Origin of the sequence: Kribbella caucasensis, from assembly GCF_004361855.1 — a bacterium.
GTDB lineage: Bacteria > Actinomycetota > Actinomycetes > Propionibacteriales > Kribbellaceae > Kribbella > Kribbella caucasensis.
In genome coordinates this window covers 59,666-81,955 of sequence record NZ_SNWQ01000025.1, presented here as the reverse complement: position 1 = coordinate 81,955, position 22,290 = coordinate 59,666, and the positions used below count along the sequence as shown (strand labels likewise).

The window sequence follows — 22,290 nt, the reverse complement described above, 5'->3', positions numbered from 1 at the left end:
GCCGCGGCACTTCAGACACCGACAGCGAGGTAACGAACGTCTTGGAACTCCTCGAGGCCAAGACTTCCTCCTTCACGGCCCAAACCGGACTGCTTCACTCCACCCATGGGCGCGAAACACACTGTCGGCAAGGCGTTGTTGATCCCGACGATCCCAGTCTCGAGGCGCTCCGCCACCCGCCAGCCCCGGCTGACGTCGCGCGACCAGAAATAGCCGGCCAGACCCATTTCGGTCGCATTGGCACGAGCGATCGCCTCATCCTCGTCACGGAACCGGAAGATCCCGGCCACGGGACCGAACACCTCCTCCCGCGCGAGCGCGACGTGGTCCGGTACGTCGGCCAGCAAGGCCGGCGCCACATAGCTGCCGGCAGCCGGCAACTCGAAGGAACGGGTGAGCAAGCGGGCTCCGCCCGCCACCGCCTCCTTGACCATCGCCTCGACCGCTGCCGCCCGCTGGGCGTCGATCACCGGTCCGAGATCGGGGCAGTCCTCGGCAAGCCCGTTGCCGACGGTCATCTTGTCGACGGCGTTGACGAGCCGGGCGACGAACTCGTCATAGACGTCCTCGTGCACGATGAAGCGGTTCGCGGCGATGCAGGACTGACCGGTGTTACGGAACTTCGCCAGCAGCGCGCCCTCGACCGCCGCGTCCAGATCGGCGTCCTCGAAGACGATGAAGGCGGCGTCGCCTCCGAGCTCCAGCAGCGGCCTGACGATCCGTCGCGCCGCTCCGGCCATGATCTGCGCCCCTACGCCGGTCGAGCCGGTGAAGCTGACGGCCCGGACAGCCCGGTGTTCCAGCAGCGCACCGGTCAGTTCGCGCGCGGGACCGTGAACGAGGTTCACCACGCCTCGGGGGATGCCGGCATCGGTGAGGCACCTGATCATCTCGGTGACGGCGAGCGGTGCCTTCTCCGAGACCCGGGCGACAACTGTGCAGCCTGCGGCCAGCGCGGGCGCCAGCTTGCGGGCCTGGATCGAGCACGGGAAGTTCCAGGGCGTCAGCGTGGCGACAACGCCGACGGGCCTGCGGATGGTCAGGTGGCGCCGGTCCGCGAGCTCGTGCGGTACGACGTGACCGGATGGCCGGCGGGCTTCCTCTGCGAACCAGCGGAAGTACTCCGCGGAGAAGCTCACCTCGCCGATCGCCTCCGGCAGGCGCTTGCCCGCCTCGCGGGCGAGCAGGGTGCCGATCTCCTCGGCCCGTGCCGTGATCAGGTCGGCTGCCCTGAGCAAGATGTCGCTTCGTTGCCTGGCCGGCGCATCGGCCCAACTTGTCAGTGCGTCGGCAGCTGCGTCGGCGGCCCGTACGGCGTCCTCGGCAGTACTCCAGCCGATGTGGTCGACAACGGAGCCGTCGGCGGGGTCGATCACCTCCAGGCTGTCAGCCTGGCGGTGCCACTGGCCGTCGATCAGGGTTGTACCGGGTTCCGTCATGTCTCTCCTCAGTCGGGGGTCAGCGCACCAGGACGCCAGGGCGATGCCGGCCGCCCACGTTGACGACTGGCCAGCTCGGGTCGTGCACCAGGACTTGGGCGCCGTGCGGCCGGATGACCGCGGTGTCCTCGACCTTCCAGCCGGCGGCGCTGGGATTCCAGGCGAGCACCGAACCGGCCGGCACGACGGCGTCCGAGCCGTGGTGGGCCGGAAACTCACGCGGCTGAAGGCCGCTGAACCCGCCTTGGTGGTGCCGGTGCCACTCCCCCGGCTCGAAGCCGTTGGCGCCGTACGCCGCGGTGCCGCTGGCGAACGCGTCACCGAGCCGCACGCCTGGCATGCTCGCGTCGAGGAACGCCCGTTCGACCTCGAGCAGCGCACGATAGTGAGCCTTCTCCTCCGCGCGCAGGTCGCCGAACGCGACGAGCCGCGTCACGCTGGCGACCAGGCCGTGGCGGCGGGCGCAACAGACGAGCATGGCCCGGTGGCCGATCGGCGCGTCGGTGGGCAGTGGATGACGATGCTCGCGGCGGCGGTCGTCACCCGCGACCATCAGCACGATCGGATCGAGCCCGCGGCCGAGCAACGCCGCCGCGAGCACAGCGGCCGCGGCGTACTCCGTCATGTCGGGTGAGATGGTGTACGCGGCCTCGGTGGCTGCGCTCGCGGCATCGCTGCACAGGTGTGCGAGCAGCGCCTGCTGATGCATGGTGAGGACGCGGCGAAGAGTCGCGACCTGCACGGCCACATCGATCGTTCTTGCCACAGAGCCGTCGCTGCCGACCGTGGGCCCGGTCGGCAGCACCGAGTCACGTGGCTGCCACCACGGCACGATCCGCCAGTCGACGTCCAGACCGGACAACTCGGTGTCTCGGAGCCGGGGCGCCTCGATCGTGTTGGTGACGACTGTTGCCGTCGGCGTCTGTCCGGAGAGATCGACGACGACGTCGAGGCAGGCAGAGTCCAATGTCTGGGGAACATGCACCCGTGCTCCGAGCAACCAGGTGAGCGATGCTGGTGTACGGAGTACGAGCGATTCGAGGCCTTGCTCCGTGCCGAGCGCGGCCAGCCGTCCGAGCTTGTCGGTGAAGTCGATCCGGCGATCACCCATCGTGCGCCACGACTTCTCCGGCAACGGCTTGGGTGCCGATGGCAATCGTTCGGCCGGACTCCAGTACGACGCTGGTCGGCGTACCGTCGAATCCGGAGAGCGTCAGCTCGCGCGGCGTCTCGCCGTACGCGTGCAGAACCCACGGACGATCCTCAAGATCTGTCGTTCCGGTGACGGCGGGGTCCACCGGCACCTGCGGGATGACCGCGCCGCTGCGGACCAGTACTGGGAAGCGGTCCAGCGGCACCTCGACCTGGTGGAAGCCAGGGCCGGTGAAGACGGTCCCCTCGAGCAGATCCACCCACCGTCCCTCCGGTAGATAGAACCGGCGGGTGACCGGTTTCGTGCCGTCGTCGAACACCGGTACGACGAGCAGGTCGCCGCCGACCATGAACGAGTCGTCGACCGACCGGGCCACCACATCGTCGGGAAACTCAAGGCCGAGCGGCCGCATCACCGGCCAGCCGTTGCGGGCAGATTCCTGCGCCACCTGCCACAGGTACGGCAGCAACTGATAGCGAAGCCGCACCCAGCGACGGCTGATCTCGAGAGCGTCGGCGCCGAACTGCCAAGGCTCACGCGGTCGCAGCCCATGGGCGCGCATCAACGGCGACAACGCGCCCAGCTGAGTCCAGCGGACGTACAGGCCCGGCGTCAGCTCCGGGCCGAAGAAGCCGCCGATGTCGTGACTCCAGAAGCCGGGTGCGCTCATCGCGTAGGACAGGCCGCCGCGGACCGTTGCCTGCATGCCTGCGACCGTGGATTCGGCGTCCCCGCCCCATTGACCCGGGTAGCGCTGCGAGCCGGCCCAACCGCTACGTCCCCACACCAACGGGCTCCGGCCGGCGTACCGCCGGATGGCGTCGCTGACCGCGGCGTTGTACCGCAGCGGGTAGAGGTTGTGCGCGTGCGCCGGTGGCGTGCCGTCGAACAGCTCGACGTCGTCCGGGAGCGCCTCACCGAAGTCGGTCTTGAACACCGCGACCCCATCGGCGAGGAACTCCTCGTGCATGCCCTGCCACCAGGCGAGCGCATCGGGGTTCGTGAAGTCGATCAGCGCCCGCATCCGGCCATCGGAGGTCGGCGTCTTCTGGATGGCGGCCAGCTCACCGGTCGACGTACGGACCAGGTAGCCCTTGTCCCGGGCCTCCTCGAAGCGAGGCGACGCCGGATCCAGATACGGCAGCTCCCAGACCGAGAGGCGAACACCGGACTCCGCCAGCGCGTCGACGAAGGACTTGCGGTCACCGAAGCGGGTCTCGTTCCAGATGAAGTCACAGTTGAGCCGGTCGACCACCAGCCAGTCCGGGTCGCAGTGCATCACGTCCAGCGGTACGCCGTGCTCGCGCATCGTCCGTACCACGTCGAGCATCTCGTCACGGCTGTGATACCGGCAACGTCCCATCCAGTAGCCGAACGCCCACAGCGGCGGCACATCTGCGCGTCCGGTGAGAGCGGTGTACGCCGTGAGCCGGTGCTTGGGTGAGCGCGCCGCGACGACGTACAGGTCGATCGCCTCGTCCGCAACGGTCAGGCCAAGGACGGACGGGCGGGTGTGGCCGACGTCCGCTGTCACCACGGCCCCGGTGTTGACGAAGCCCAGGTACCCCGCCGACGAGTGCCACACCGGGACAGGCTTGTACGCCATCCCGGTCCCGGTGCCGCAGGCGTCTTCACTCCGCAGGACGAGCTGCTGGCCGTTCTTCACCAGCCGGCCGAACTGCTCACCGAAGCCAAGCACGTCCTCGTCCGTGCCGAGCTCGAGGTTGAGCGTCATCCCATTGCCATCAGCAACCACCGCAGGAGCCATCGGCAGGCCGGCGACCTGCCGCAGCCGGTGCGCTGTGCGGAGCAGCCGCTCACCTGTCGCGAGATCCTCGACGGCGAGCGTGAACGGCGCACGGCCGATCCGCACCCGCACCTGTGAGGACGCGATGACGATCTCCGCGTCCGCCTCGGTCAGCTCGAATGGCGCCTCGCCCCGTCCGGGATCGGTGACGATGCCCAGCCAGGTGCCGTCGTCGTCCAGGACCGCCGCCCCGGCCGGGGCCAGGGTGATCCGCACTGTCGAGTCGGATGGCAGGCTCACCCTCAGCTCGTACGCCGTGGGATCGACAGGTGGCAGGTCCAGTTCCGGCAGGTTCGGCATCTGTGTCTCGATGCCCTGGTCCTCCGGCGATTCACCGGTGAGCCAGCCCGGCATGACGCCGAGTTGTACGCCGGGCAGCGCGTCGACCCCGATCGCCGCGCCCGCCCGGGTCCGCCGTACCGAGGTCACCCGGCGCAGCAGCAGCGTCCCGTCCACCGCACTCATCCCTTCACCGAGCCGGCGGTGATACCGGCCACGAAGTAGCGCTGCAGGAACACATAGGCGACGACGATCGGCGCGGAGGCGACCACGACGCCGGTGAAGAGCAGCGGATAGTCGGTCAGGAACTCGCCCTGGAACGACAGCAGCGCCACCGGCAGCGTCTTCTTGCCGGGCTCCTGGATGAACAGCAGCGGATAGAGCAGATCGTTCCAGTGGATCACGAACAGGAAGATCGCGGTGGCCGCGAGCGAGGGCGTCGACAGCGGCAGGATCACCGACCGGTAGGTCCGCCACGGCCCGGAACCGTCGATCGAGGTGGCCTCGTAGATCTCCCCCGGGATCGTCTTGAGGAAGCCGGTCATGATGAACACCGCGATCGGCAACGTGACGACCACATTGATCAGGACCAGACCAATCAGGCTGTTCGTCAGGCCGAGCACGTCGAACAGCACGTACTGCGGAATCATGTTCGCCTGCGCGGGGACCGCCATGCCGAGCACGATGAAGCCGTAGATCAGATGTCCCACCCAACCACGGATGCGGGCGATGCCATACGACGCCAGGCTGCCGACGAACAACGTGATCGGCACCGAACACGCGGTCACGATCGCACTGTTGCGGAACGCGCCGCCGAGGCCGCCCTGCCCGAGCACCTGCCGATAGTTCGCGCCATCGAGCTTGTCCGGCAGGCCGAACGGCGAGGAGAACAACTGCTGGGTCGTCTTGAAGGTTCCTGCCAGCACGACCACCATCGGGACGATGATCAGCACCGCGTAGACGAACAGGACCGTGCGGCGGGTCAGATTGAAGCCCATGTCGATCTCCTCTCAGGCCTGGCTCTGCGCCAGCGCGACCGCACGCCGCTGCAGCCAGGTCACGAGTGCGATGACGACCATGAAGACGATCGACTCCGCGGCGGCGTAGCCGAACTGCGAGTTGGCGAAGCCGGCGTAGATGCGGGTCGACAGGATGTCCAGCGACGGTTTGGGCGGATTGCCGCCCATCCCGAGGATCAGGTCGAAAGCCTTGAAGCTCTGCACCGTCGTGTAGGCGATCACGATCGCCGAGGCGGGCGCGACCAGCGGCCAGGTGATGTGCCGGAACTGCCGCCACCGGGAGGCACCGTCGACGTCGGCCGACTCGTACAGGTCGGCCGGGATCTGCTGCAGACCGGCCACGTAGATGACCATCATCTGGCCGACGTGGAACCACACCTGGGTGGCCGCCACGAAGAAGATCGCCTTGCCGTCGTCGCCTAGGAACGAGCTCTTGAGGCCGTCCAGCCCGACCGCCCCGAGCGCGGTGTTGATCAGGCCGAAGTTCGGGTCGTAGACGAATTTCCAGATGAAGGCGACCGAGACCGAGGACAGGATCGTCGGCAGGAAGTACAGCGCCCTCAGCAGGATCGACGACCGCGAGTTCCTCACCAGGAAGACCGCGAGCGCCAGCGAGATCAGGGTCTGGAAGACGACCACCACGAGCATGAACTTCAGGTTGTTGAACAGTGCCCCGCGGAAGAGATCGTCCGCTGTGGCGATCGTGCTGAAGTTGCCGGCACCGACGTTGTTGTACTCGGCGCTGAACCCGTCCCAGTCGGTGACCGAGTAGCGCACACCTTCGAACGTGGGCATGGCGAAGAAGACGACGTACAGGACGAGGGCCGGCAGCGGAAACAGGAACAGCGCGGGATGCGTCCGATTCACCCCTGAGCGTCGGCGACGTGGTGGCACCGGTGTCGGCGACTCGTCTCGGGCCGGGGCGTCGAGGAGGATGCCGGAGTTCGTCATCGTGACCGCCTCCGCTGTTCGACGATCCGTTGGGCCGCGTCCGCGGCCTGTTCCGGTGCGGTTCCGCCGGCCACCTGTGTGCAGGCGTTCTCGACGGCGGCGCGCAGGTCGAGATCCTCGAACTGGAACCTGGGCGCCAGCAGCGTCTTACGGTCGAGCCAGGGCGCCGTCGCCTTCAGATCGCGGTTGGTGTACTCGACCCCGGACACCGTGAGGTGCTGACCGGTTCCGTTCGCGTAGATGCTCGCGACGGCCGGGTCGGACAGGTACTCGACGAACTTCAGCGCCTGTTGGTGCTGCTGGGATGCGGCGTTGACGCCGAGGATGAAGGTGGCGTTGTGGATCCCGACGTACTTGACCTGGTCCTTCGGCACCGTGATCGGCGCGATCAGGTCCATCGCGAAAGTCGCTCCCAACTTGCGGACAGCCGCCAGGTGGAACGAGCCGGTGGCCAGCATCGCGGCCTTCTGGGTGGCGAAGAGCTGTTGCAGTGGTTCCGAGGCGGTCCCGGTTGCCTTCGGCTCGAAGAACGGCCGCAGCTCGGCGTACTGGCGCAACGTCTTGAGGAACCAGTCGTCGGTCACCTTGTACCGGCCGGCCTCGATCCCTGCGCAGGCGTCGTCGGCAGGCTGGTTGTTCATCACCATCGCGTTGAAGAGTTGCCCTGCGTTGGCCGGCTCTCCGCCCGGCCACGCTATCGGGACCACGCCCGCCGCCTTGAGCCTGTCACACAGACCGAGGAAGCCGTCCCAGTCCTGCGGGAGCTCGGAGATACCGGCCCGCTCGAACAGGTCGACGTTGTAGATCGGCATGTTGAAGACGAGCTGGTACGGCAGGCCGAGTTGGCGTCCGTTCGCGTCCTTGCCACCGCGGGTCATCTTCGGCAGGTAGTTGTCGGCGAACAACTGGGCCGACAGGTCGAGGAAGGCCCCGGCCTTGACCATGTTCACGAACTGCGCACCGCGGAACGCGGTGAACACGTCGCCGATGGCACCGCCCTTGATCTTCTGCAGCGCGGTGCTCTGGTAGTCGTTCGAGGGCGAGATGTCCTGTGTGACCGAGGCTCCGGGGTTCGCCTTGGCGAAGCCGGCGATGATCTGGTCGAAGACTGCTTTGTCCTCGGCCCGCCAGTGGGCGAACGAGATCTCGCCCTTCACCGGCGTACTGGCCACCGGGGCGGGCGCATTGGGCACGGCGCCGGAGCGGGCGCTGTTGCCTCGAACCGTTCCCGGCCCGGCGCAGCCTGCCGCCGCGCCACCGAGCCCGATCGCGGTCAGCCCTTGGAGCAGTCGCCGGCGGCCGATCTCCGGATGATTCTGGTGCTGAGACATGTGCGGCACTCCTTCACAGACGAGTGGCTCACCACTCGACGACGGGAATCCCGAGCTGGTCGGCGGCGGTCCGTAGTGCGGGGCGGACGTCGGTCCAGGCCAGGACGGTGTGGTGTGGGAAGCCTCCGCTGACGAGGCCGTGCACGAAGTCTTCGGCGTCGGCATCGAGGCGGACGGCCGCGGTGTTGCCCTGGAAGCGATTCGGCTCCGGGACGGACTCCCCCGCGGCGATCAGTAGGCGCAGGCCGGCGGCTCCGGGGTTCTCCGTGAGCCGCGCCATCATCACCGGACCGGTCTTGAGCGGGAAGTTGCCCGCGACACCGATCTTGCGGTTGCAGTGGACATATTGGGTCGCCGCCGACGGATCGGCGGCCAGAGACGTGGCTGCCGCACCGCAGTGCCACAGCCGTACGACGTTGCGCTCGGCATCGAGGTCAACGGTGTCGACGAGATAGGTCGTTCCAGCGCCCAGCGCCTCGAGCAGCATCATCGTGACCGCTCCGTACACATCCCGCTCGCAGGCCGTCGGCGTACCGGCGTCGGCCAGCCGCGACAGCGACGAGCAGGGGCAAACTCCGAGGGAAGCCGGGAACTCCGGCCAGCAGCGGATCGCCATCGCGCTCAGATCCGCCTGGTCCCGCCACGACTTGAGTGCGGTCGTCACGCTGGCGGACAGTGCGACCTGCGCCGGGTCGAGCGTCGCCAACGACGGTTGTGCCGCGACTGCGTCGGCCCGTTCGACGTCGCGTTCTGCGGCCGGAACCTCGTCCACCCGGTCGAACATGGCCTCGACACCGATCTCTTCGATGGCGAGTCCGAAGAGCTTGTCGACCAGCGCCGCGTCGTACCGGCTGGGAGTGAAGCCGGTCGGAGCCTCGCCGACCAGGCCGATCGTGCGTCCGCGCAGCCCGCGGAGTGCCTCGGCCACCTCGTCGGTGTCACCGCGTTCGCGGACTACCGACGGAACGTCCGGTGCCGGGGGCAGGTCGCCACGAAGAGCTGCGCCGATGGCGTCACGAACGGCCGGCTCGCTGGGATCGCCGTACACCAAGCGAGCGGACAGTCCGGCGTGGACCAGCAGCGCGTGACCGAACAGGTTGGCACCGCACAAGGAGTTCAGCCAGAGCCGGTCACCGACCGGTCCGGGTTCGCGGAAGGACCACAGCAGCGGTGGGCGGTCCAGACCGGCGTACAACTCGAGCGCTGGGGACGCGTCCGAGAACGAGGCGCAGATGTTGATGACGAGGTCGGCGTCGGCGGTCACGAACTCAGCCGCGGCTGCCACGTCCTCGGGCGTCATCACCAGGTCGGCCGGACCGGTCACGTCGGCGCCGAGCTCGACCAGCAACGCTCTGGCGGCGACAGCGCGAACCTTGGCCACCTCGACGGCGAAGGTTGGTCGCGCGGTCGGGACGACCACGACCTTCGGGCGGACGGTCATGCCGGTCACCTCTCTCCCAGCGCCTCGTCGACGACAGCGCCGAGGCGCTCCAACCGTGGTACCGAGATCTCAAGAAGATCGCGTTCCACATCGTCGCTGCCGATCACCGAAGCCCAGATGGCGCGACCGGCCAGGAAGCCGGAGGCGCCGGCGGAGCAGGCGATCCGAACCGCTTCCGGGAACAGCTCGTGCGGCACACCGGACGACAACACCACCCACGGCGAATCGACCGCCTCGGTGATCGCCTCGCACCGCCGGCGGATCTCGTCGGCATCACCGTCCCCATGCAGCGGGACTTCCGCCTTGTACAGGTCGGCACCGAGCGCGCCCAGCTCGCGGGCGGCAGCGAGAACGCCATCGTCCCAGTTCCACTCACGTCCGTCGCGCGGCGCCTTCGACACCGGCTCGATGATGCTGATCAGGCCCGCCGCCCGGCACCGGCCGACGAACTCCTCGACCATCGCGATCCGGGCTGCGGGATCGCCGTCCGGGCGATGGATGACGAGCAGCTTCAGGGCGACCGCACCTTGGTCGCGCACCTCCGAGGGTACGACCGCCCGGTCGATCTCCACGTCGGCGACGAACTCGTCCGGTCCGGCGATGAAGTGGTCCGCCGCGGCGATCAAGCCGCAGGCCGGGTCGACGACTCGCTCCGCCACGGCCTGGTCGAAGGCGAACTGCTTGTCGATCAGGACACCGGACGCGTACGGCGTGAGGATCGACGCGGCGGCCAACTTGAATCGGGTGACCTGGTCGTCGGTGACCGGTGTGGTCTGATGCGCGGCGAACATCGCTCGCATCGCCTCCCGCTGGTCCACCGCGAGCATCGCGAAACCACCACTCGGCCTGGCCAGGACAGACAAGTCAGGCGCCGTCCCGGTCTGGTCCGGCCGGCTGGTCTGGGCGCTGGTCATCGTGACTCTCCTTGAGACTCGGTCCACGTCAGGGACGGCAGGAGCGCCGCCACCTCGTCGTACTGCGGAATGGCTGAACGACCGTCGAGGCCACGGCACGACAACGCGGCCGCGATATTGGCGAACGCAAGGCACTGGCCCAGCGGCAGGCGCCGCATCCGCGCCGCGATCAGCGCACCGTGGAACACGTCGCCGGCACCAAGGGTGCTGATGACCTCTACCTTCAGTCCTGGTGCGTGATACCGCTCGCCGGCTGCTGTCGCGGCGTACGAGCCGAGGGGGCCATCGGTCGCGACGACGCTGCCCGCGCCGGCCGCCAAGGCCGCGTCGAGGAGCTTGTCGATGTCGGCATCGCCGTGGTCGCGCCGCAGCGCCTCGACCGTCGGGACGTAGAGATCGACGCCGGTGAACGTGAACCCGGGGATCGGGTTGCCCGCGTCGACCGCGAGCATCGGGCGCCGCTCCTTGGCTCCGCCCAGGAGGGTTTGGACGGGAGACCAGCCGAGGTGGTCGACGTGCACCCATTCGGCCGACAGCAACAAATCCGCGGCCGAGGTCAGGACCGGCGCCGGACCCGGCCGGGTACAGATGGCCCTGGTCCCGCGTTGCCTATCCACAACGATGACACTCGCGCCGGACGACTGGCCGGCCGCCACGGTGACACCGGAGACGTCGACCCCCTCGGCCCGCAAGTCCTCAACGATCCGTCGGCCCTCGGGGTCGTCTCCGACCGTCCCGACGAAGGCCGCGGGCACACCGAGCCGAGCAGCAGCGACCGCCGCAGTCGCGGCAGGACCGCCGCCTGCATAGTCGAGCTGCTCGGCGACCAGCCGCTCATCCGGGTCTGGGAAGCGATCTACAAGCGCGATCGCGTCGAGCGTCACTGCCCCGGCGAAGACCGCCGGCGGGTCGGCACTCATCCGAGTCCCCTTCCTCTGACCATCGATGTTGCGATACTAACAATTAATGTTGGAAAGTCAACATAGTCTGGGGATAGAATCTCAACACTGGCCGCAGATAGGAGGGCGGATGTCCGAGGGATCGATGCGCTACGACAGCGCTCCGGCACGCCGCCGGACCATCCTCGAGGCACTCCGGACCTCGGGCTTCGTGTCCGTCGCAGACCTCACCCGCGAACTCGGCGTCTCCGACATGACAATCCGCCGCGACCTGCGCAAACTCGAGCAGGGCGGGGAGGTGCGCGTGGTTCGCGGTGGCGTCAGCGTTCCGCACGGCCCGCTGCACGCCCCTGCGTTCGTCAGCCGGGCCGGCATCGCAGCAGCCGCGAAGCGCCTGATCGCCGAAACCGCGGTCGAGCTGATCGGCCCGACCGACACGGTGGCGATCGACGCCGGCACCACGACCTATGCGCTCGCGGAGGCGCTCCCCGAGACGTTCCGCGGCTCCGTGGTCACGCACTCGGTGCCCGTCATTCAACTGATGCTGAACCGCGGCAGTGGTCGCATCGTCGGACTCGGTGGCGATGTCCTGCCCGAGAGCCAGGCCTTCGTGGGGCCGATGACGGTGGACGCCACCGCCCGGCTGCGGGTGCGGACCCTTTTCCTCGGCGCCGCCGCCGCCGACGACCGAGGCGTGTACGTCGCGACCGACATCGAGCGGCCGACCAAGCAGGCCTTGATCGACATCGCCGACCAGGTCGTCCTTCTGGCCGACCACACCAAGTTCACGACCTCCGCCCCGGTCCTGCTGTGCCCCTGGGACCGCATCACCACCGTGGTCACAGACCGGGCACCGTCACCCTCGATCCGCGACCAACTCGCCAAGTCCCACGTCACCCTCGAGCTCCCCCGCGACTCATTCGACTAGTACCAACCATCCATCACACCGCAAGCGCCAGACGGTGGCTAGCCAGACGTGTGGTTAGCCAGACGTGTGGTTAGGGTGCGTGTCCCTCCTCGGACACCATGGGGGTTCAAGTCCCTGGGGATACGAATCAATGATGTATCAGGACATCGGCGTCAGCCTCCATTAACCTAACTGACCTGCCGCGGCCATTGCCGTCGCGGTCTACGCTCAGCCTCATGACAGCCAGCTACGTCGCGCGCATCGTCCAGGTCCCCGATCACGGCATCCGGTTCGAGCCGGCCGAGGGGACTGTCCCACCGGAGCAGCCGACCGAGGTCAACCTGCTCGGTATGGCGATCGCCCTGGCCCTTGGCGCCGCGGGCTACCGGCATCACCCCGAACCGCGCGACCCCGAGCTCCAGACCCTGGCCGCTCTCCTCGGCGGCGATGCCGTCATGCCGTGGCTTCCCGCCGCCGACGCGACCACCGACGCCTACATCGTCTGCGAGCTCACCCCCGCCGGCCCCCAGTGCGAGGTCCAGCAGCGCCCGCGGTGAAACACGACAGCCAGACGACCGCCGGTGGTGGGGTGCCGACCTCGATCGGCGGCTGTTCGAGGCGACCAAGGTGTACGACGGCAAGGACGACAAAGCCCAGGTCTACCCGTACTGGAAGGCCTGGATCGACCCGTCGCTCGCGGGAGAGGTGGCGATCCTGCAAACCTGCGGCCCATTTGCCTGACAGGGTCGGGTAGTCGGGGCGCCGCAGGCCCCGACGCGTACAGCACGGACCAACTGTTGCGCGGTCCGGTTTTCGGGTGCACCGTTCGATACAACCGGGGAGGGAGTTGAGGGGGATGCGTCGACGCGTGCAGATTGGGCGCACGGTCGGAGCCGTCGTACTGGTCTGTGCGGCCGTTGCGGCCGGCATCTTCGGAGTGAGCTCAGTACTCGAAGGTGACGATTCCGGCAACGCGGCCAGCCGTCCCGCTGACTCCCGACCGGCTGCCTCGCCCCCCGGCGACGGCTGGCGGTGGGAGTCGTACGAAACGATCGAGCTCCAGGTCCCGGACGACTGGGGCTACGGCACCACCGGCTCACCGCCTTGTCTTGTCGAGAAGGTGCAACGCCCTTATGTTGGGCGCCCCGGAGCGGTGCGAGCCATCGGTTGCGGGACTCGGCTACCGCTGCTTGCGTATCGAGCCTCGTATCTGTGGTTCGACGCCGTACGCAGAATTCCCGCCGACACGCCGGGCGTCCATCCAGCCGACCACGGCTGGGTCGAGGAGATTCGGCTGGTGGACGGCGTCCAGGTCACGGTGGTCAGTGATGACAACTCCATCAGGCGACGGATCCTGGATTCGGCGCGGGTGATCGACGGTACTGACGCCTACGGTTGTGCGCCGGACCATCCGCTCGCCCGCCAGCCGCAAGGACGGCCTTCGGGCGGTGGGACGGCATCGCTCGGCACCGTCGAGTCGATCGCGCTCTGCCGGTACGCCATCGGCGCCCCCGCAGCCCGTCGGCGCGCGCCACTGATCGCGAGCTCGGTCGTCCGCGACAGGGCCGCGGATGCCCTGGTCGATGCCATCACCAGCGCGCCGGAAGGCGGCGGACCGGACGACACAGACTGCCTAGAAACGTACGGATCGGAGATCCTGGTCCTCAAGCTCCACGGCAGCAACGGTGACCAAGAGGTGCTCATCCGGTACAGCGGCTGTCACTTCAACGGCATCGACGACGGTGTGACCCTCCGGCGACTGACCGCCGACGTTCTGCGACCGATCCTCACCGGCATCCATCGCCAGACGACCTACAGCCACGCCCTGTACGAACTCGTGGTCGGACCCGCCCCGCCCAAGTGGCGCTGAAGGCCAAGTCTCAGCACGGCGGCATCCGGAGAGCGCCGTCGAGTCGGATGGGGTGGCGTTGTTGCGCCGGATCAGCAGCCGCCACTGCGCTGGGCACTCCGCGGAGGCTCCTTGGCATTTCAGGACGCTGGCTCGTGCGCGCGGGGCACTCGGAGCGCAGACTGACCTGGGGGCCCGGCTGTCGCGATCGGGGCGGTGGTTGGCTGCGGTGGCGATCCGAGTCGGGCGAAATCATTGCTGACGGCAACCGTCGGTATCGCATCACGACCTTCACTGGGCCGGACGCCGGGTTGGTCCTGGTCTGGGACGGAGTGGCGATCCTGATCTACAACCCTCACGATGAGCCGAAGTACATGCGTGAGGAGAATCCGAGCGAGGACGCGTTCGTCAAGCAGACCTTCTTCTTCAAGGACGGTACGGACGAGTTCATGCAGACCTGCCCAAACGCCCGCAGATTGGGCTTGAAGACGCTCTACGGCAGGAGCGCGGTGCGCTACGCCTGCGACAAGGTCGACCCGGGCGAAACCGGGCAAGTGGAGATGGACGCCCGAGAGATAGCGCTGGATGAACAGACCGGCCTGATGCTGGTGAACGGACCATCCATACCGATCGAAGTGACGTTCGGACCGCCGATCAACGCCGACACCTTCTCGACAAAGCTGCCGCCGGGCAGTGACGGGATCGACTCTACAAACCTGCCGCCGGACGCCGAGACGACCGCACCCGACCAGCTCGGTACCCTCCGTGTGCCGGCTGTCGGCGGTGGTGAACTCACCGCAGCGTCGTACCGCCGCAAGCCGTTCGTCGTTGTCACAGGACCTGCGGCCGGGATCAGATCGGCACTCAGCCGGTTGCTGCCAATGACAGACGGCGGCGCCAACCTGCGGTCATCGGACTGCTGATCGCTGTTCCGCCCAGCGACTGGAAGGGCTCACTGCTCAATCCCGCGGACGCGAAGGCCTTCGCGGACTCCGTGTCCAAGACTGCCGGGCGGTTCGAGGTACCGGTTGGAATCGACATCAAGGGCGCCGCGGGCTACGCGATCACAAATGGTGTCCCAGAGATGCAGCCAGGGCAACCAGGCTTCGAGACCTTGGTAGCCATCGCGGTGGTGAGGTCGGACGGCACGATTGCCCGCGCGACGCTCGCCAGCAAAGCCACCGACGCCCAGCTCCGCAACTGGCTGCGCGAACTCTCGTAGCCCGGCGAGCCTGCTTCTGATGCGATTCATCGACGACGAGGGGAAGACAGTGAAAGCTGAGCCGAACCAGCGCCGATGACGGTCGCGAACGCCCTTGGCTTCGGCGCCCGGTTCGTGACCGCGGGGCTGCAGACGTCTCCAATGTCACGATGCTCCACGGCGGATACAAGAGAACGTCATCCCCGAACGGGCATCGGCCTTGGTCGACGTCCGTTTCCTCCCGGGACAACGGGACCTCGTCCTGGAACGGATCAAGCAGCTCGCAGGTCCCGACATCACGATCGACATCGAGATGGGCCTCATCGCAATGGAGGCACCGTTTGACGGCTCGCTGGTCAAGGCCGTCATCGACACCCTGGGCGTGGTCGGGGGTGACCCGCCCCGAGAGATCGCCTAAGGCGGCCAGGATCATCCCCGCCATGTTCTTCATATCGACCGCTCCTCTCCCCCAGAGGACGCCGTCACGGATCACCCCACTGAAAGGATCCTCGGACCAGTCGGCGGGGTCAGCCGGGACCACGTCGAGGTGGGCGTGGAGAAGGAGCGCAGGCAGGGTCCGGGCGGTTCCACGCCAAGCGCGATCAGGTTCACCCGCCCCGGCGCCGCTTCGTACCTGCGCGACTCGAGCCCGGCTTGCGAAAGCAGGGCCTCCACGTAGTCCACGTTTTTCGCCACTCGTAGTAGCCCGCCGCGACAGCTCAGCAGCCGGCGGGCCACCGCGATGCCGACGCCGTCGTCGGCGAACTCTCTGGCGCGCCTGGACATCGGCGACGGCACGACTCGTTACCCTCTACTTCCCGGGACCAGGCCAACCATGTCGGCGCTCAGCCGCCAAAGCCTCGCCGCCGTGGCCTCGTCGTAGCTGCGCTGGGCCGATCGCCTCGGCCGGCTGTTGGTGAAGTAGCGGCCCGTAACGCCCTCGAGTCCAGAAGCGGACGCGACATGGATCGACGTTGCGGCACCCTGGGCCGCTGTCTTCATGAAGGGTCGCAGGAACGGCACCACCAGCCGCTGCGTCCTGCCGGGGTCCTCTGCTCCGAACGCTGTGCTCACGACACCGGGATGCACGGCATTGGCGGCAACCGCGCTCGGCCGCAGTCTCCTGGCCAGCTCGTAGCTGAACAGGACGTTGGCGAGCTTGGACTGGTTGTAGGCGCGCGCACCGGAGTACGACCGCTCACACTGGAGGTCGTCGAAGTCGATCCGGCCCTGGGTATGGGCGTGGGAGGAGACTGTGACCACGCGTGCGTGGCCGCTCTGCTCGAGCCGGGCGAGGAGAAGGCTGGTGAGCAGGAACGGCGCGAGATGGTTGACGGCGAGGGTCCGCTCGAGTCCGTCAGTGGTGACGTGGCGGGTGTTCCAGTACCCGCCGACGTTGTTGACCAGGACGTCGATGCGGGGAAGTTGTTCGAGCACCTCGTCCGCCAGCCGTCGCACCTCCGACTGGTTGGACAAATCCGCAATGAAGACGTCGACCGTCGCGGCGGTGGCGGAGCGGATCTCCGCAGCCGCCTCCTGCGCGCGGGCGGCGTCCCTGCCGGTGATCGCAACGTTCGCGCCCATCGTGGCCAGTCCCAGGGCGGTGGCCCTGCCTATCCCTCCGGTACCGCCGGTGACCAGCACCGTCCTACCGGTCATCGGTGTCATTGGCGAGCCCTGCTCATTCTTCGGCCTGGGTCACTAGTGATCGGTTGTACGCCGTCGGCGTGAACCCCTTGATCAGGAGCCAGATCGCCAACGTCACCTCGAAGATGCCGCCGGGAATGAGGAGAACCAGGCTGATGGGGGCGCCGAAGACCTCGGCGGCTGCGCCGGCCATGTGCAGCGCGTAGCCGACCAGGCCCCAGCCCGCCAGCCACTTGGGGACCAGCCCGGTGCGGAACAGCAGCGCGCACAGGAAGAGGCATCCGAACGCGAGCGAGAGCTGGCCGATCTGGTACGCCGTCTCGTTCGCGTCGACCGCGAGCGACCCGAGAGCCTGGGCGGCGTCCGGGCCCAACTGTCCGCCGTCAGCCTGGTCGGCGAGCGGGATGATCATCAGCAGCGCGAGCACCCCGACGGTCATCATCGCCATCTCGAAGATCATCGTGGCCAGGTAGGCCACTGCGGTGCGCTTCCCGTGGCGTTCCAGGACCGGGAAGAAGAGGACGGCCTTGCCGATGTCGACCGCGGTGGTCGCGATCATCAGGAACGCCCCGAGGGCCAGGGTGGTTTGCTGCGCGCCGACGCCGGCGAGGAAGTCGGGAGCGCCGACGACGGAGTTCACCAGGATCGAACCGGCGCCGTAGATGAGGAACCCGGCCAGGAACAGGGCTCCGATCAGCCGGGACGTCCACATCCGGGAACCGGTCCGTGGGTCTCTGGCTTCGGTGGGTACGACGCCGCGGCCGCGGTCGCCCGAGATCGGTGGTGTTGCGGTCGTGGTCATGTGTCGTGCCTCTGTCTCTGGAGATCGGACCTGAAAGATGGGAGCGCCAACGGCGCCGGTTGGTGCTCAGATGGTGATGACGGCCTTGCCCCGGACCTGTCCGGACGCGAGGTGGCGCATGGCGTCGGGGACCCGGTCCAGCGGATAGGTCCGGTCGATGCTCGGCGTCACCTGGCCGGTCTCGATGAGGTTGGTCAGCCGCTCGAGGTCGCTGGCCCGCTCCTTGGCGACGAACCAGGCCAGCCGCTGGCCCACGAACGGCGAGAGCAACAGAGCCCGCAGCGACCGGTTCATCCCGCCGGTGAGGTTGCTGCCGTCCTCGCCGCCGACGAGCACGGCCGTCCCCTTGGGCGTGAGTGCGCGGCGCAGACGGGACAGCTTGGGGTTCCCGGCGATGTCGAGGATCAGGTCGTAGTGGTGGCTGCCGCCGGCGTAGTCGTCGCGGGTGTAGTCGAGGACCCGGTCGGCGCCGAGGGAGCGCACGAGGTCCAGCTTCGCTGTGCTGGCCACGCCGGTGACTTCTGCCCCGAAGGCCTTGGCCAGCTGCACGGCGTAGCTGCCGACTCCGCCGGACGCGCCGATGACCAGCACCTGCTGACCCGTCTCGATCCGGCCGTGGTCGGTCAGGGCCTGGAGTGCTGTCCCGGCTGAGATCGGGACCACGGCGGCCTGCTCGAACGAGAGGCTCACCGGCTTGTGGGCCAGCTTGCCCTCGACGGCCACGGCGTACTCGGCGAACGAGCCACGCCCGACGCCGTACACCTCGTCGCCGACGGCAAACCTGGTCACCGCGGACCCGATGGCCTCGACCGTTCCGGCGAGATCACGCCCCGGTACCCGGTCCTTCGGGCCGCGGAAGCCCAGGCCCGCGATCCGCATCAGATACGGCTTGCCTGTCATCAGGTGCCAGGTGCCACGGTCCAGACCCGCCGCGTGCACCCGGACCAGGACCTCGTTGTCGGCGACCTCAGGACGGCCGATGCGCTCGTGGCGCAGCACGCCGGCGTCGCCGTACGCATCCTGAACAATTGCGCGCATGTGGGCGGTTACTTGGCCCAGCTGCTCAGAGACCATGATCATCTGCTTCCAGTGAGATACGGCGACCGCGGGCAACGAGCCAGAGCGCCAGGAGGAACTCACCGAGGAAGGTGACCGTGGCGACGCTGCCCGGAGGACTCGCGAGGACTGTCGAGACGACGCTGTCGAACAGGTAGCCGGCCCCGGCGATCATGAGTAGGACGCCCAGCAATTTCGGGACATAGTCCGAGCGGTAGGTCAGGTAGCCGACGAGCGCCAGATGGATCCCGAAGAGGATCAGCCCGGCCATCCAGAGGTCTTCGAACGCATCGATCTTCAGCAGGGTCTGGCCCTGGATCTGTTCGGCGGTGAAGACGCCCGAGTATTCGTCGGAGGCGACCAGGTCGGGGATGCCGGTTAGCTGGCCGATGGCCAGCATGAAGACTCCCGCGTAGGCGAGCCGGAACCAGGCCGCCAGCCTCGCGAGCCCGCTGCTCACCGGACTGAAGAACCGGAACAGTGCCCACGCGACCACGACGTCGAGCACCACCACTGCGTACAGGCTCGCGGTCCCCCAGCGGAACAGGCCCTCGGAGGCCGCGATGTCCTCGACGGTCCTGGCTGCATCGCCCTGCGTCACCAGCCCTTCGCCGACGTAGAAGATCCCGAAGCCCGACAGGGCGGCCATGGCCAGGATCCCGACCCCGGCGATGAGGCCGGCCTGCCGGATCGACGGACCTCCGGCCGCCCGTTCGCGCGTCGTCGATGGGACGGGAGCCGAGTGGCCCTCGATGGTGGTGCTGCTCATGGGGTGTCCTCGCCTCGGTGGTAGTCGTACTTAGTACGGGACGGTACAGTACAAAGTACGAAAGCACTATGGCTCGGCTGATCAGACGAACCGTGACTGGTGACGATTGGGAGTGAGATGTCTGAACGCTCGGACGACAACCGCGAGGAACGCCCCCGACTCAGCCGGGAACGCGTCCTGCGGGCCGCCGTCGCAGTGGCCGATGCAGGCGGCATCGATTCCCTGACGATCCGATCCCTGTCCCAGAGCCTGGGCGTGAAGCCGATGTCGGTCTACTACTACGTCGCCAGCAAGGACGAGATCCTCGACGGCATCGTCGACCTCGTGTTCAGCGAGATCGAGCTGCCCACGGCCGGCGGTGAATGGCGTACGGAGATCCGCCGACGAGCTGACTCGGCCCGCCGGGTACTGCGTGCCCACCCGTGGGCGATCGGGCTGATGGAATCGCGCACCAGTCCGGGCCCGGCGACTCTGCGGCACCACGACGCGGTCATCGCCACCCTGCGAACCGCTGGCTTCTCCCCCGAGTTGACCGCCCACGCCTACGCCCTGCTCGACAGCTACACGTACGGCTTCGCGCTCCAAGAGGTCGGTCTGCCCTTCGACGGCTCGGACACCGTCGCCGACGTCGCCGAGCCGATCATGGAGAGATTCTCCACCGGCGAGTACCCCCACCTCGTGGAGATGGCGACCGACTACTACCTCCAGCCCGGGTACGACTTCGGCGACGAGTTCGCGTGGGGACTCAACCTCATCCTTGACGCTCTCACGACACCGGCAGCATCGGCCACCCGGCATCCCTCCGCCGATCGCGACCGCGAGGGCTCGGCGCGCCAAGAGTAGTGCGGCACCGGCTCGTGGGCTATTGCCGGGACGGCGGAGCGCATTCCGATGGATTGGTTCGCACAGCGACAACAGTTGTTGGCACTGGCTGGCAACGTCCGCGAACGATGCGCCGCGTCAGCAACGGAGGCGAGCGCTGGATTCTCTGGCGGATCGCTACACCGTCCGGCGTCCTGAGCCGACAGATGCCGAGGGGATCTTCGATCTCATCTCGGCCTACAACACAGCGATGGTCGGTTTCGCCGACTGCACGCTGGGCGACGTCGCCGACTGCATCGTCGAGCCCGGCTTTGACCGGATGACCGACGGCTGGTTGGTGCTCGCCGCGGACGGCCTGCCGGTCGGGTATGGGACCACGTTCGGCAAGGGCGATCGCGAGATGATCGGCATCGAAGTGACCTCTCAGCATCCGTCGGTCGCCGCCTGGCTGTACGAGCGGACGATGCAGCGCGCACTGGAGATGGGACGCCTGGGCGGCCACGCCGAGATCACCGTGGATGCCTTTGCCTACCACGCCGACGGGCCACTACGCGCTCTGCTGGCCGACCACGCCTTCGCCGCCCGTACGACGTACAACCGGATGTGGATCGACCACTCCGAGCCAGTCGCCGCTCCGCAGACACCCCGGGGCGTGGTGGTCCGTCGCGGCGCCTTCGATGATGCCACCCGATCGACTGCTCACGAAGTCCTGCTCGGTTCCTTCCGAGGCCAGTTCGGCTTCGTCCCTCGCCCGCACGACGAATGGATCGCGGAGCGCGACGCTCGGTCCACCATCGATTGGTCCCAGCTCACGCTGCTCGAGGTCGACGGAAAGGCGGTCGCGTTGCGTGACTGCAGCGACTCGTTCATCCAGTCCGACAATTGCGGCCACATCGCCATGCTCGGTGTCCTCGAGGAGTACCGGGGGCGTGGTCTGGCGAAGTTCCTGCTGCGCGACGCCTTCGCCCTGGACGCAGCCGCGGGACGGGCGGGCACGATCCTGCTCGTCGACACCAACAACCCGACTCCGGCCCTCGGCCTCTACCTGTCGGTCGGCATGAATCCCACCCTCGTCTTCGAGGGCTGGCGCCGCGTCCTCCCGGTCACCTAGACAACTGGTGCCCGCCGTCCTCCTGACCGAGTTCAGTACGCCGATCGACAACTTCGGGCCTGCGGGGCGCATCTAACAGGTGTCCTTAAGGGGGGCATCGTGAAATGTATTCCCACCATCAACATCCGCAGACCGATCCGCACCGCACTCGCGGTGCTCGCAGTAGCCGCAGTACCGGCGGGAGCGGTCGCTGTACCGGCGCTCGCCGGCCCGTCCAAGGCAGCAGCAGTCACGACCGCTGCCGCCACGTGCCCGACCGGCTGGGGTTCGTTGCCTGAGGCAAGCACATTCCAGGGCGTAGGTCACCTGACCAACGTCCGGACCGGACAGCACGCCTGTTTCGACCGGGTCGTGTTCGACATCGACGGCAAGCCGTCCTGGTTCCGCGTGCAGTACGTGCAGGACATCTCCACCGTGGGAGAGGGCAAGCTCATTCCGCTCCGCGGCGGCGCCAAGCTGGAGATCGTCCTGCTGGCACCGTCCTACGACGACACCAACCGCTATACCTATGACCCGGCGAACTACGACGAACTGACCGACGTGCGCGGCTACCGGACCTTCCGGCAAGTCGTCAGCGCAGGCAGCTTCGAGGGCGAGACCACGATCGGACTCGGCGTCCGCGCCCGACTCCCGTTCCGCGTCTTCACCCTCACCGGCCCAGGCACCACGAGCCGCGTCGTCGTCGACGTCGCCCACCGTTGGTAAGGGCGGCGCCGTGAAAGCACTGCGCACCAGTCGGGCCAACGAGAGGTTCGGCATGTCCACTCGGCAGCGAAGTGCGCGAGTAGCGATGGCGGCTGCTCTGTTGGTAGCGGGAGTCATCCCTTGAACCGACCACCGCCGATGCTCTTCGGCGAAGGACGCAACTTCCGTCGCTGCCGGCGCATCAAGCT

Annotated in this window: 22 protein-coding genes and 1 pseudogene; 9 read left to right on the top strand and 14 right to left on the bottom strand. The window is 67.8% G+C overall.

What is annotated here, in order from left to right; genetic code table 11:
- Nucleotides 1–11: 11 nt before the first annotated feature.
- Genes EV643_RS36210 through EV643_RS36170 form a run of 9 tightly spaced genes read right to left on the bottom strand, consistent with a single transcriptional unit; the run spans nt 12 to nt 11,254 of the window.
- The gene (locus tag EV643_RS36210; RefSeq protein ID WP_133804728.1) at nt 12–1,439 is read right to left on the bottom strand and encodes an NAD-dependent succinate-semialdehyde dehydrogenase; all 1,428 of its coding nucleotides are present in this window, start codon (nt 1,437–1,439) and stop codon (nt 12–14) included.
- A gap of 19 nt (nt 1,440–1,458) precedes the next feature.
- Nucleotides 1,459–2,550, bottom strand: a complete 1,092-nt coding sequence (locus EV643_RS36205) for a M24 family metallopeptidase (protein WP_133804727.1) — start codon at nt 2,548–2,550, stop codon at nt 1,459–1,461.
- Nucleotides 2,543–4,864 (bottom strand): glycoside hydrolase family 31 protein, encoded by a 2,322-nt coding sequence (locus EV643_RS36200; protein ID WP_133804726.1) that lies wholly within the window; start codon nt 4,862–4,864, stop codon nt 2,543–2,545. The genes EV643_RS36205 and EV643_RS36200 overlap by 8 nt, the downstream gene beginning before the upstream one ends.
- On the bottom strand, nt 4,861–5,676 hold the full coding sequence (locus EV643_RS36195) for a carbohydrate ABC transporter permease (protein WP_133804725.1): 816 nt from the start codon (nt 5,674–5,676) through the stop codon (nt 4,861–4,863). Before EV643_RS36195 ends, EV643_RS36200 begins: the two co-directional genes overlap by 4 nt.
- 12 nt (nt 5,677–5,688) lie before the next feature.
- Nucleotides 5,689–6,648: a carbohydrate ABC transporter permease gene (locus EV643_RS36190; protein WP_133804724.1), complete on the bottom strand. Its 960-nt coding sequence runs from the start codon at nt 6,646–6,648 to the stop codon at nt 5,689–5,691.
- The gene (locus tag EV643_RS36185; protein WP_133804723.1) at nt 6,645–7,979 is read right to left on the bottom strand and encodes an ABC transporter substrate-binding protein; all 1,335 of its coding nucleotides are present in this window, start codon (nt 7,977–7,979) and stop codon (nt 6,645–6,647) included. The genes EV643_RS36190 and EV643_RS36185 overlap by 4 nt, the downstream gene beginning before the upstream one ends.
- Before the next feature lie 28 nt (nt 7,980–8,007).
- On the bottom strand, nt 8,008–9,420 hold the full coding sequence (locus tag EV643_RS36180) for a hypothetical protein (protein WP_133804722.1): 1,413 nt from the start codon (nt 9,418–9,420) through the stop codon (nt 8,008–8,010).
- Nucleotides 9,421–9,425: 5 nt separating this feature from the next.
- Complete coding sequence (locus EV643_RS36175; protein ID WP_133804721.1) at nt 9,426–10,334, bottom strand: aldolase; 909 nt, start codon at nt 10,332–10,334, stop codon at nt 9,426–9,428.
- A complete protein-coding gene (locus EV643_RS36170) occupies nt 10,331–11,254 on the bottom strand; it encodes a carbohydrate kinase family protein (protein WP_133804720.1) in 924 nt (307 codons plus the stop codon). Before EV643_RS36170 ends, EV643_RS36175 begins: the two co-directional genes overlap by 4 nt.
- A 109-nt stretch (nt 11,255–11,363) precedes the next feature.
- Here EV643_RS36170 and EV643_RS36165 point away from each other — a divergent pair, with 109 nt between their 5' ends.
- From EV643_RS36165 to EV643_RS45140, 6 genes are all read left to right on the top strand, one after another.
- Nucleotides 11,364–12,161, top strand: coding sequence for a DeoR/GlpR family DNA-binding transcription regulator (locus EV643_RS36165; RefSeq protein WP_166665712.1), 798 nt, complete (start codon nt 11,364–11,366; stop codon nt 12,159–12,161).
- Between the two features lie 215 nt (nt 12,162–12,376).
- Nucleotides 12,377–12,697: a hypothetical protein gene (locus tag EV643_RS36160; protein ID WP_133804718.1), complete on the top strand. Its 321-nt coding sequence runs from the start codon at nt 12,377–12,379 to the stop codon at nt 12,695–12,697.
- Between the two features lie 299 nt (nt 12,698–12,996).
- The gene (locus EV643_RS36155; RefSeq protein WP_133804717.1) at nt 12,997–14,010 is read left to right on the top strand and encodes a hypothetical protein; all 1,014 of its coding nucleotides are present in this window, start codon (nt 12,997–12,999) and stop codon (nt 14,008–14,010) included.
- Between the two features lie 134 nt (nt 14,011–14,144).
- On the top strand, nt 14,145–14,912 hold the full coding sequence (locus tag EV643_RS36150; protein WP_133804716.1) for a hypothetical protein: 768 nt from the start codon (nt 14,145–14,147) through the stop codon (nt 14,910–14,912).
- A 71-nt stretch (nt 14,913–14,983) separates the two neighbouring features.
- Entirely contained in the window at nt 14,984–15,211 is a 228-nt protein-coding gene (locus EV643_RS45145) for a hypothetical protein (RefSeq protein WP_202869918.1), read from the top strand.
- A gap of 199 nt (nt 15,212–15,410) precedes the next feature.
- Nucleotides 15,411–15,608, top strand: coding sequence for a hypothetical protein (locus tag EV643_RS45140; protein ID WP_202869917.1), 198 nt, complete (start codon nt 15,411–15,413; stop codon nt 15,606–15,608).
- A 48-nt stretch (nt 15,609–15,656) separates the two neighbouring features.
- Here EV643_RS45140 and EV643_RS46780 read toward each other — a convergent pair.
- The 5 genes and pseudogenes from EV643_RS46780 to EV643_RS36125 all read right to left on the bottom strand — a co-directional run.
- Nucleotides 15,657–15,731, bottom strand: a pseudogene (locus EV643_RS46780) (hypothetical protein); the annotation flags it as partial.
- 263 nt (nt 15,732–15,994) lie between these two features.
- Nucleotides 15,995–16,849, bottom strand: a complete 855-nt coding sequence (locus EV643_RS36140; RefSeq protein WP_133804715.1) for an SDR family oxidoreductase — start codon at nt 16,847–16,849, stop codon at nt 15,995–15,997.
- Nucleotides 16,850–16,871: 22 nt separating this feature from the next.
- Nucleotides 16,872–17,639 carry a DUF4386 domain-containing protein gene (locus tag EV643_RS36135; protein ID WP_133804714.1) on the bottom strand — a complete coding sequence of 256 codons (768 nt, stop codon included), beginning with the start codon at nt 17,637–17,639 and terminating at the stop codon, nt 16,872–16,874.
- 66 nt (nt 17,640–17,705) lie between these two features.
- The gene (locus tag EV643_RS36130; protein ID WP_238166045.1) at nt 17,706–18,713 is read right to left on the bottom strand and encodes an NAD(P)-dependent alcohol dehydrogenase; all 1,008 of its coding nucleotides are present in this window, start codon (nt 18,711–18,713) and stop codon (nt 17,706–17,708) included.
- Nucleotides 18,703–19,464, bottom strand: coding sequence for a DUF4386 domain-containing protein (locus EV643_RS36125; protein ID WP_133804712.1), 762 nt, complete (start codon nt 19,462–19,464; stop codon nt 18,703–18,705). Before EV643_RS36125 ends, EV643_RS36130 begins: the two co-directional genes overlap by 11 nt.
- A gap of 117 nt (nt 19,465–19,581) precedes the next feature.
- On the opposite strand from EV643_RS36125, the gene EV643_RS36120 reads away from it, so the two are divergent.
- The 3 genes from EV643_RS36120 (at nt 19,582) to EV643_RS36110 (ending at nt 22,102) form a co-directional block, all read left to right on the top strand.
- Nucleotides 19,582–20,307 (top strand): TetR/AcrR family transcriptional regulator, encoded by a 726-nt coding sequence (locus tag EV643_RS36120; protein ID WP_133804711.1) that lies wholly within the window; start codon nt 19,582–19,584, stop codon nt 20,305–20,307.
- A 229-nt stretch (nt 20,308–20,536) separates the two neighbouring features.
- Entirely contained in the window at nt 20,537–21,397 is an 861-nt protein-coding gene (locus EV643_RS36115) for a GNAT family N-acetyltransferase (protein WP_133804710.1), read from the top strand.
- Between the two features lie 99 nt (nt 21,398–21,496).
- Nucleotides 21,497–22,102: an AMIN-like domain-containing (lipo)protein gene (locus EV643_RS36110; protein WP_238166044.1), complete on the top strand. Its 606-nt coding sequence runs from the start codon at nt 21,497–21,499 to the stop codon at nt 22,100–22,102.
- Nucleotides 22,103–22,290: the final 188 nt, after the last annotated feature.

Coding starts and splice junctions, on each gene's coding strand:
- EV643_RS36210 (WP_133804728.1), bottom strand. CDS start 1,439: ATGACGGAACCCGGTACAACCCTGATCGACGGCCAGTGGCACCGCCAG.
- EV643_RS36205 (WP_133804727.1), bottom strand. CDS start 2,550: ATGGGTGATCGCCGGATCGACTTCACCGACAAGCTCGGACGGCTGGCC.
- EV643_RS36200 (WP_133804726.1), bottom strand. CDS start 4,864: ATGAGTGCGGTGGACGGGACGCTGCTGCTGCGCCGGGTGACCTCGGTA.
- EV643_RS36195 (WP_133804725.1), bottom strand. CDS start 5,676: ATGGGCTTCAATCTGACCCGCCGCACGGTCCTGTTCGTCTACGCGGTG.
- EV643_RS36190 (WP_133804724.1), bottom strand. CDS start 6,648: ATGACGAACTCCGGCATCCTCCTCGACGCCCCGGCCCGAGACGAGTCG.
- EV643_RS36185 (WP_133804723.1), bottom strand. CDS start 7,979: ATGTCTCAGCACCAGAATCATCCGGAGATCGGCCGCCGGCGACTGCTC.
- EV643_RS36180 (WP_133804722.1), bottom strand. CDS start 9,420: ATGACCGTCCGCCCGAAGGTCGTGGTCGTCCCGACCGCGCGACCAACC.
- EV643_RS36175 (WP_133804721.1), bottom strand. CDS start 10,334: ATGACCAGCGCCCAGACCAGCCGGCCGGACCAGACCGGGACGGCGCCT.
- EV643_RS36170 (WP_133804720.1), bottom strand. CDS start 11,254: ATGAGTGCCGACCCGCCGGCGGTCTTCGCCGGGGCAGTGACGCTCGAC.
- EV643_RS36165 (WP_166665712.1), top strand. CDS start 11,364: ATGTCCGAGGGATCGATGCGCTACGACAGCGCTCCGGCACGCCGCCGG.
- EV643_RS36160 (WP_133804718.1), top strand. CDS start 12,377: ATGACAGCCAGCTACGTCGCGCGCATCGTCCAGGTCCCCGATCACGGC.
- EV643_RS36155 (WP_133804717.1), top strand. CDS start 12,997: ATGCGTCGACGCGTGCAGATTGGGCGCACGGTCGGAGCCGTCGTACTG.
- EV643_RS36140 (WP_133804715.1), bottom strand. CDS start 16,849: ATGACCGGTAGGACGGTGCTGGTCACCGGCGGTACCGGAGGGATAGGC.
- EV643_RS36135 (WP_133804714.1), bottom strand. CDS start 17,639: ATGACCACGACCGCAACACCACCGATCTCGGGCGACCGCGGCCGCGGC.
- EV643_RS36130 (WP_238166045.1), bottom strand. CDS start 18,713: ATGGTCTCTGAGCAGCTGGGCCAAGTAACCGCCCACATGCGCGCAATT.
- EV643_RS36125 (WP_133804712.1), bottom strand. CDS start 19,464: ATGAGCAGCACCACCATCGAGGGCCACTCGGCTCCCGTCCCATCGACG.
- EV643_RS36120 (WP_133804711.1), top strand. CDS start 19,582: ATGTCTGAACGCTCGGACGACAACCGCGAGGAACGCCCCCGACTCAGC.
- EV643_RS36115 (WP_133804710.1), top strand. CDS start 20,537: ATGGTCGGTTTCGCCGACTGCACGCTGGGCGACGTCGCCGACTGCATC.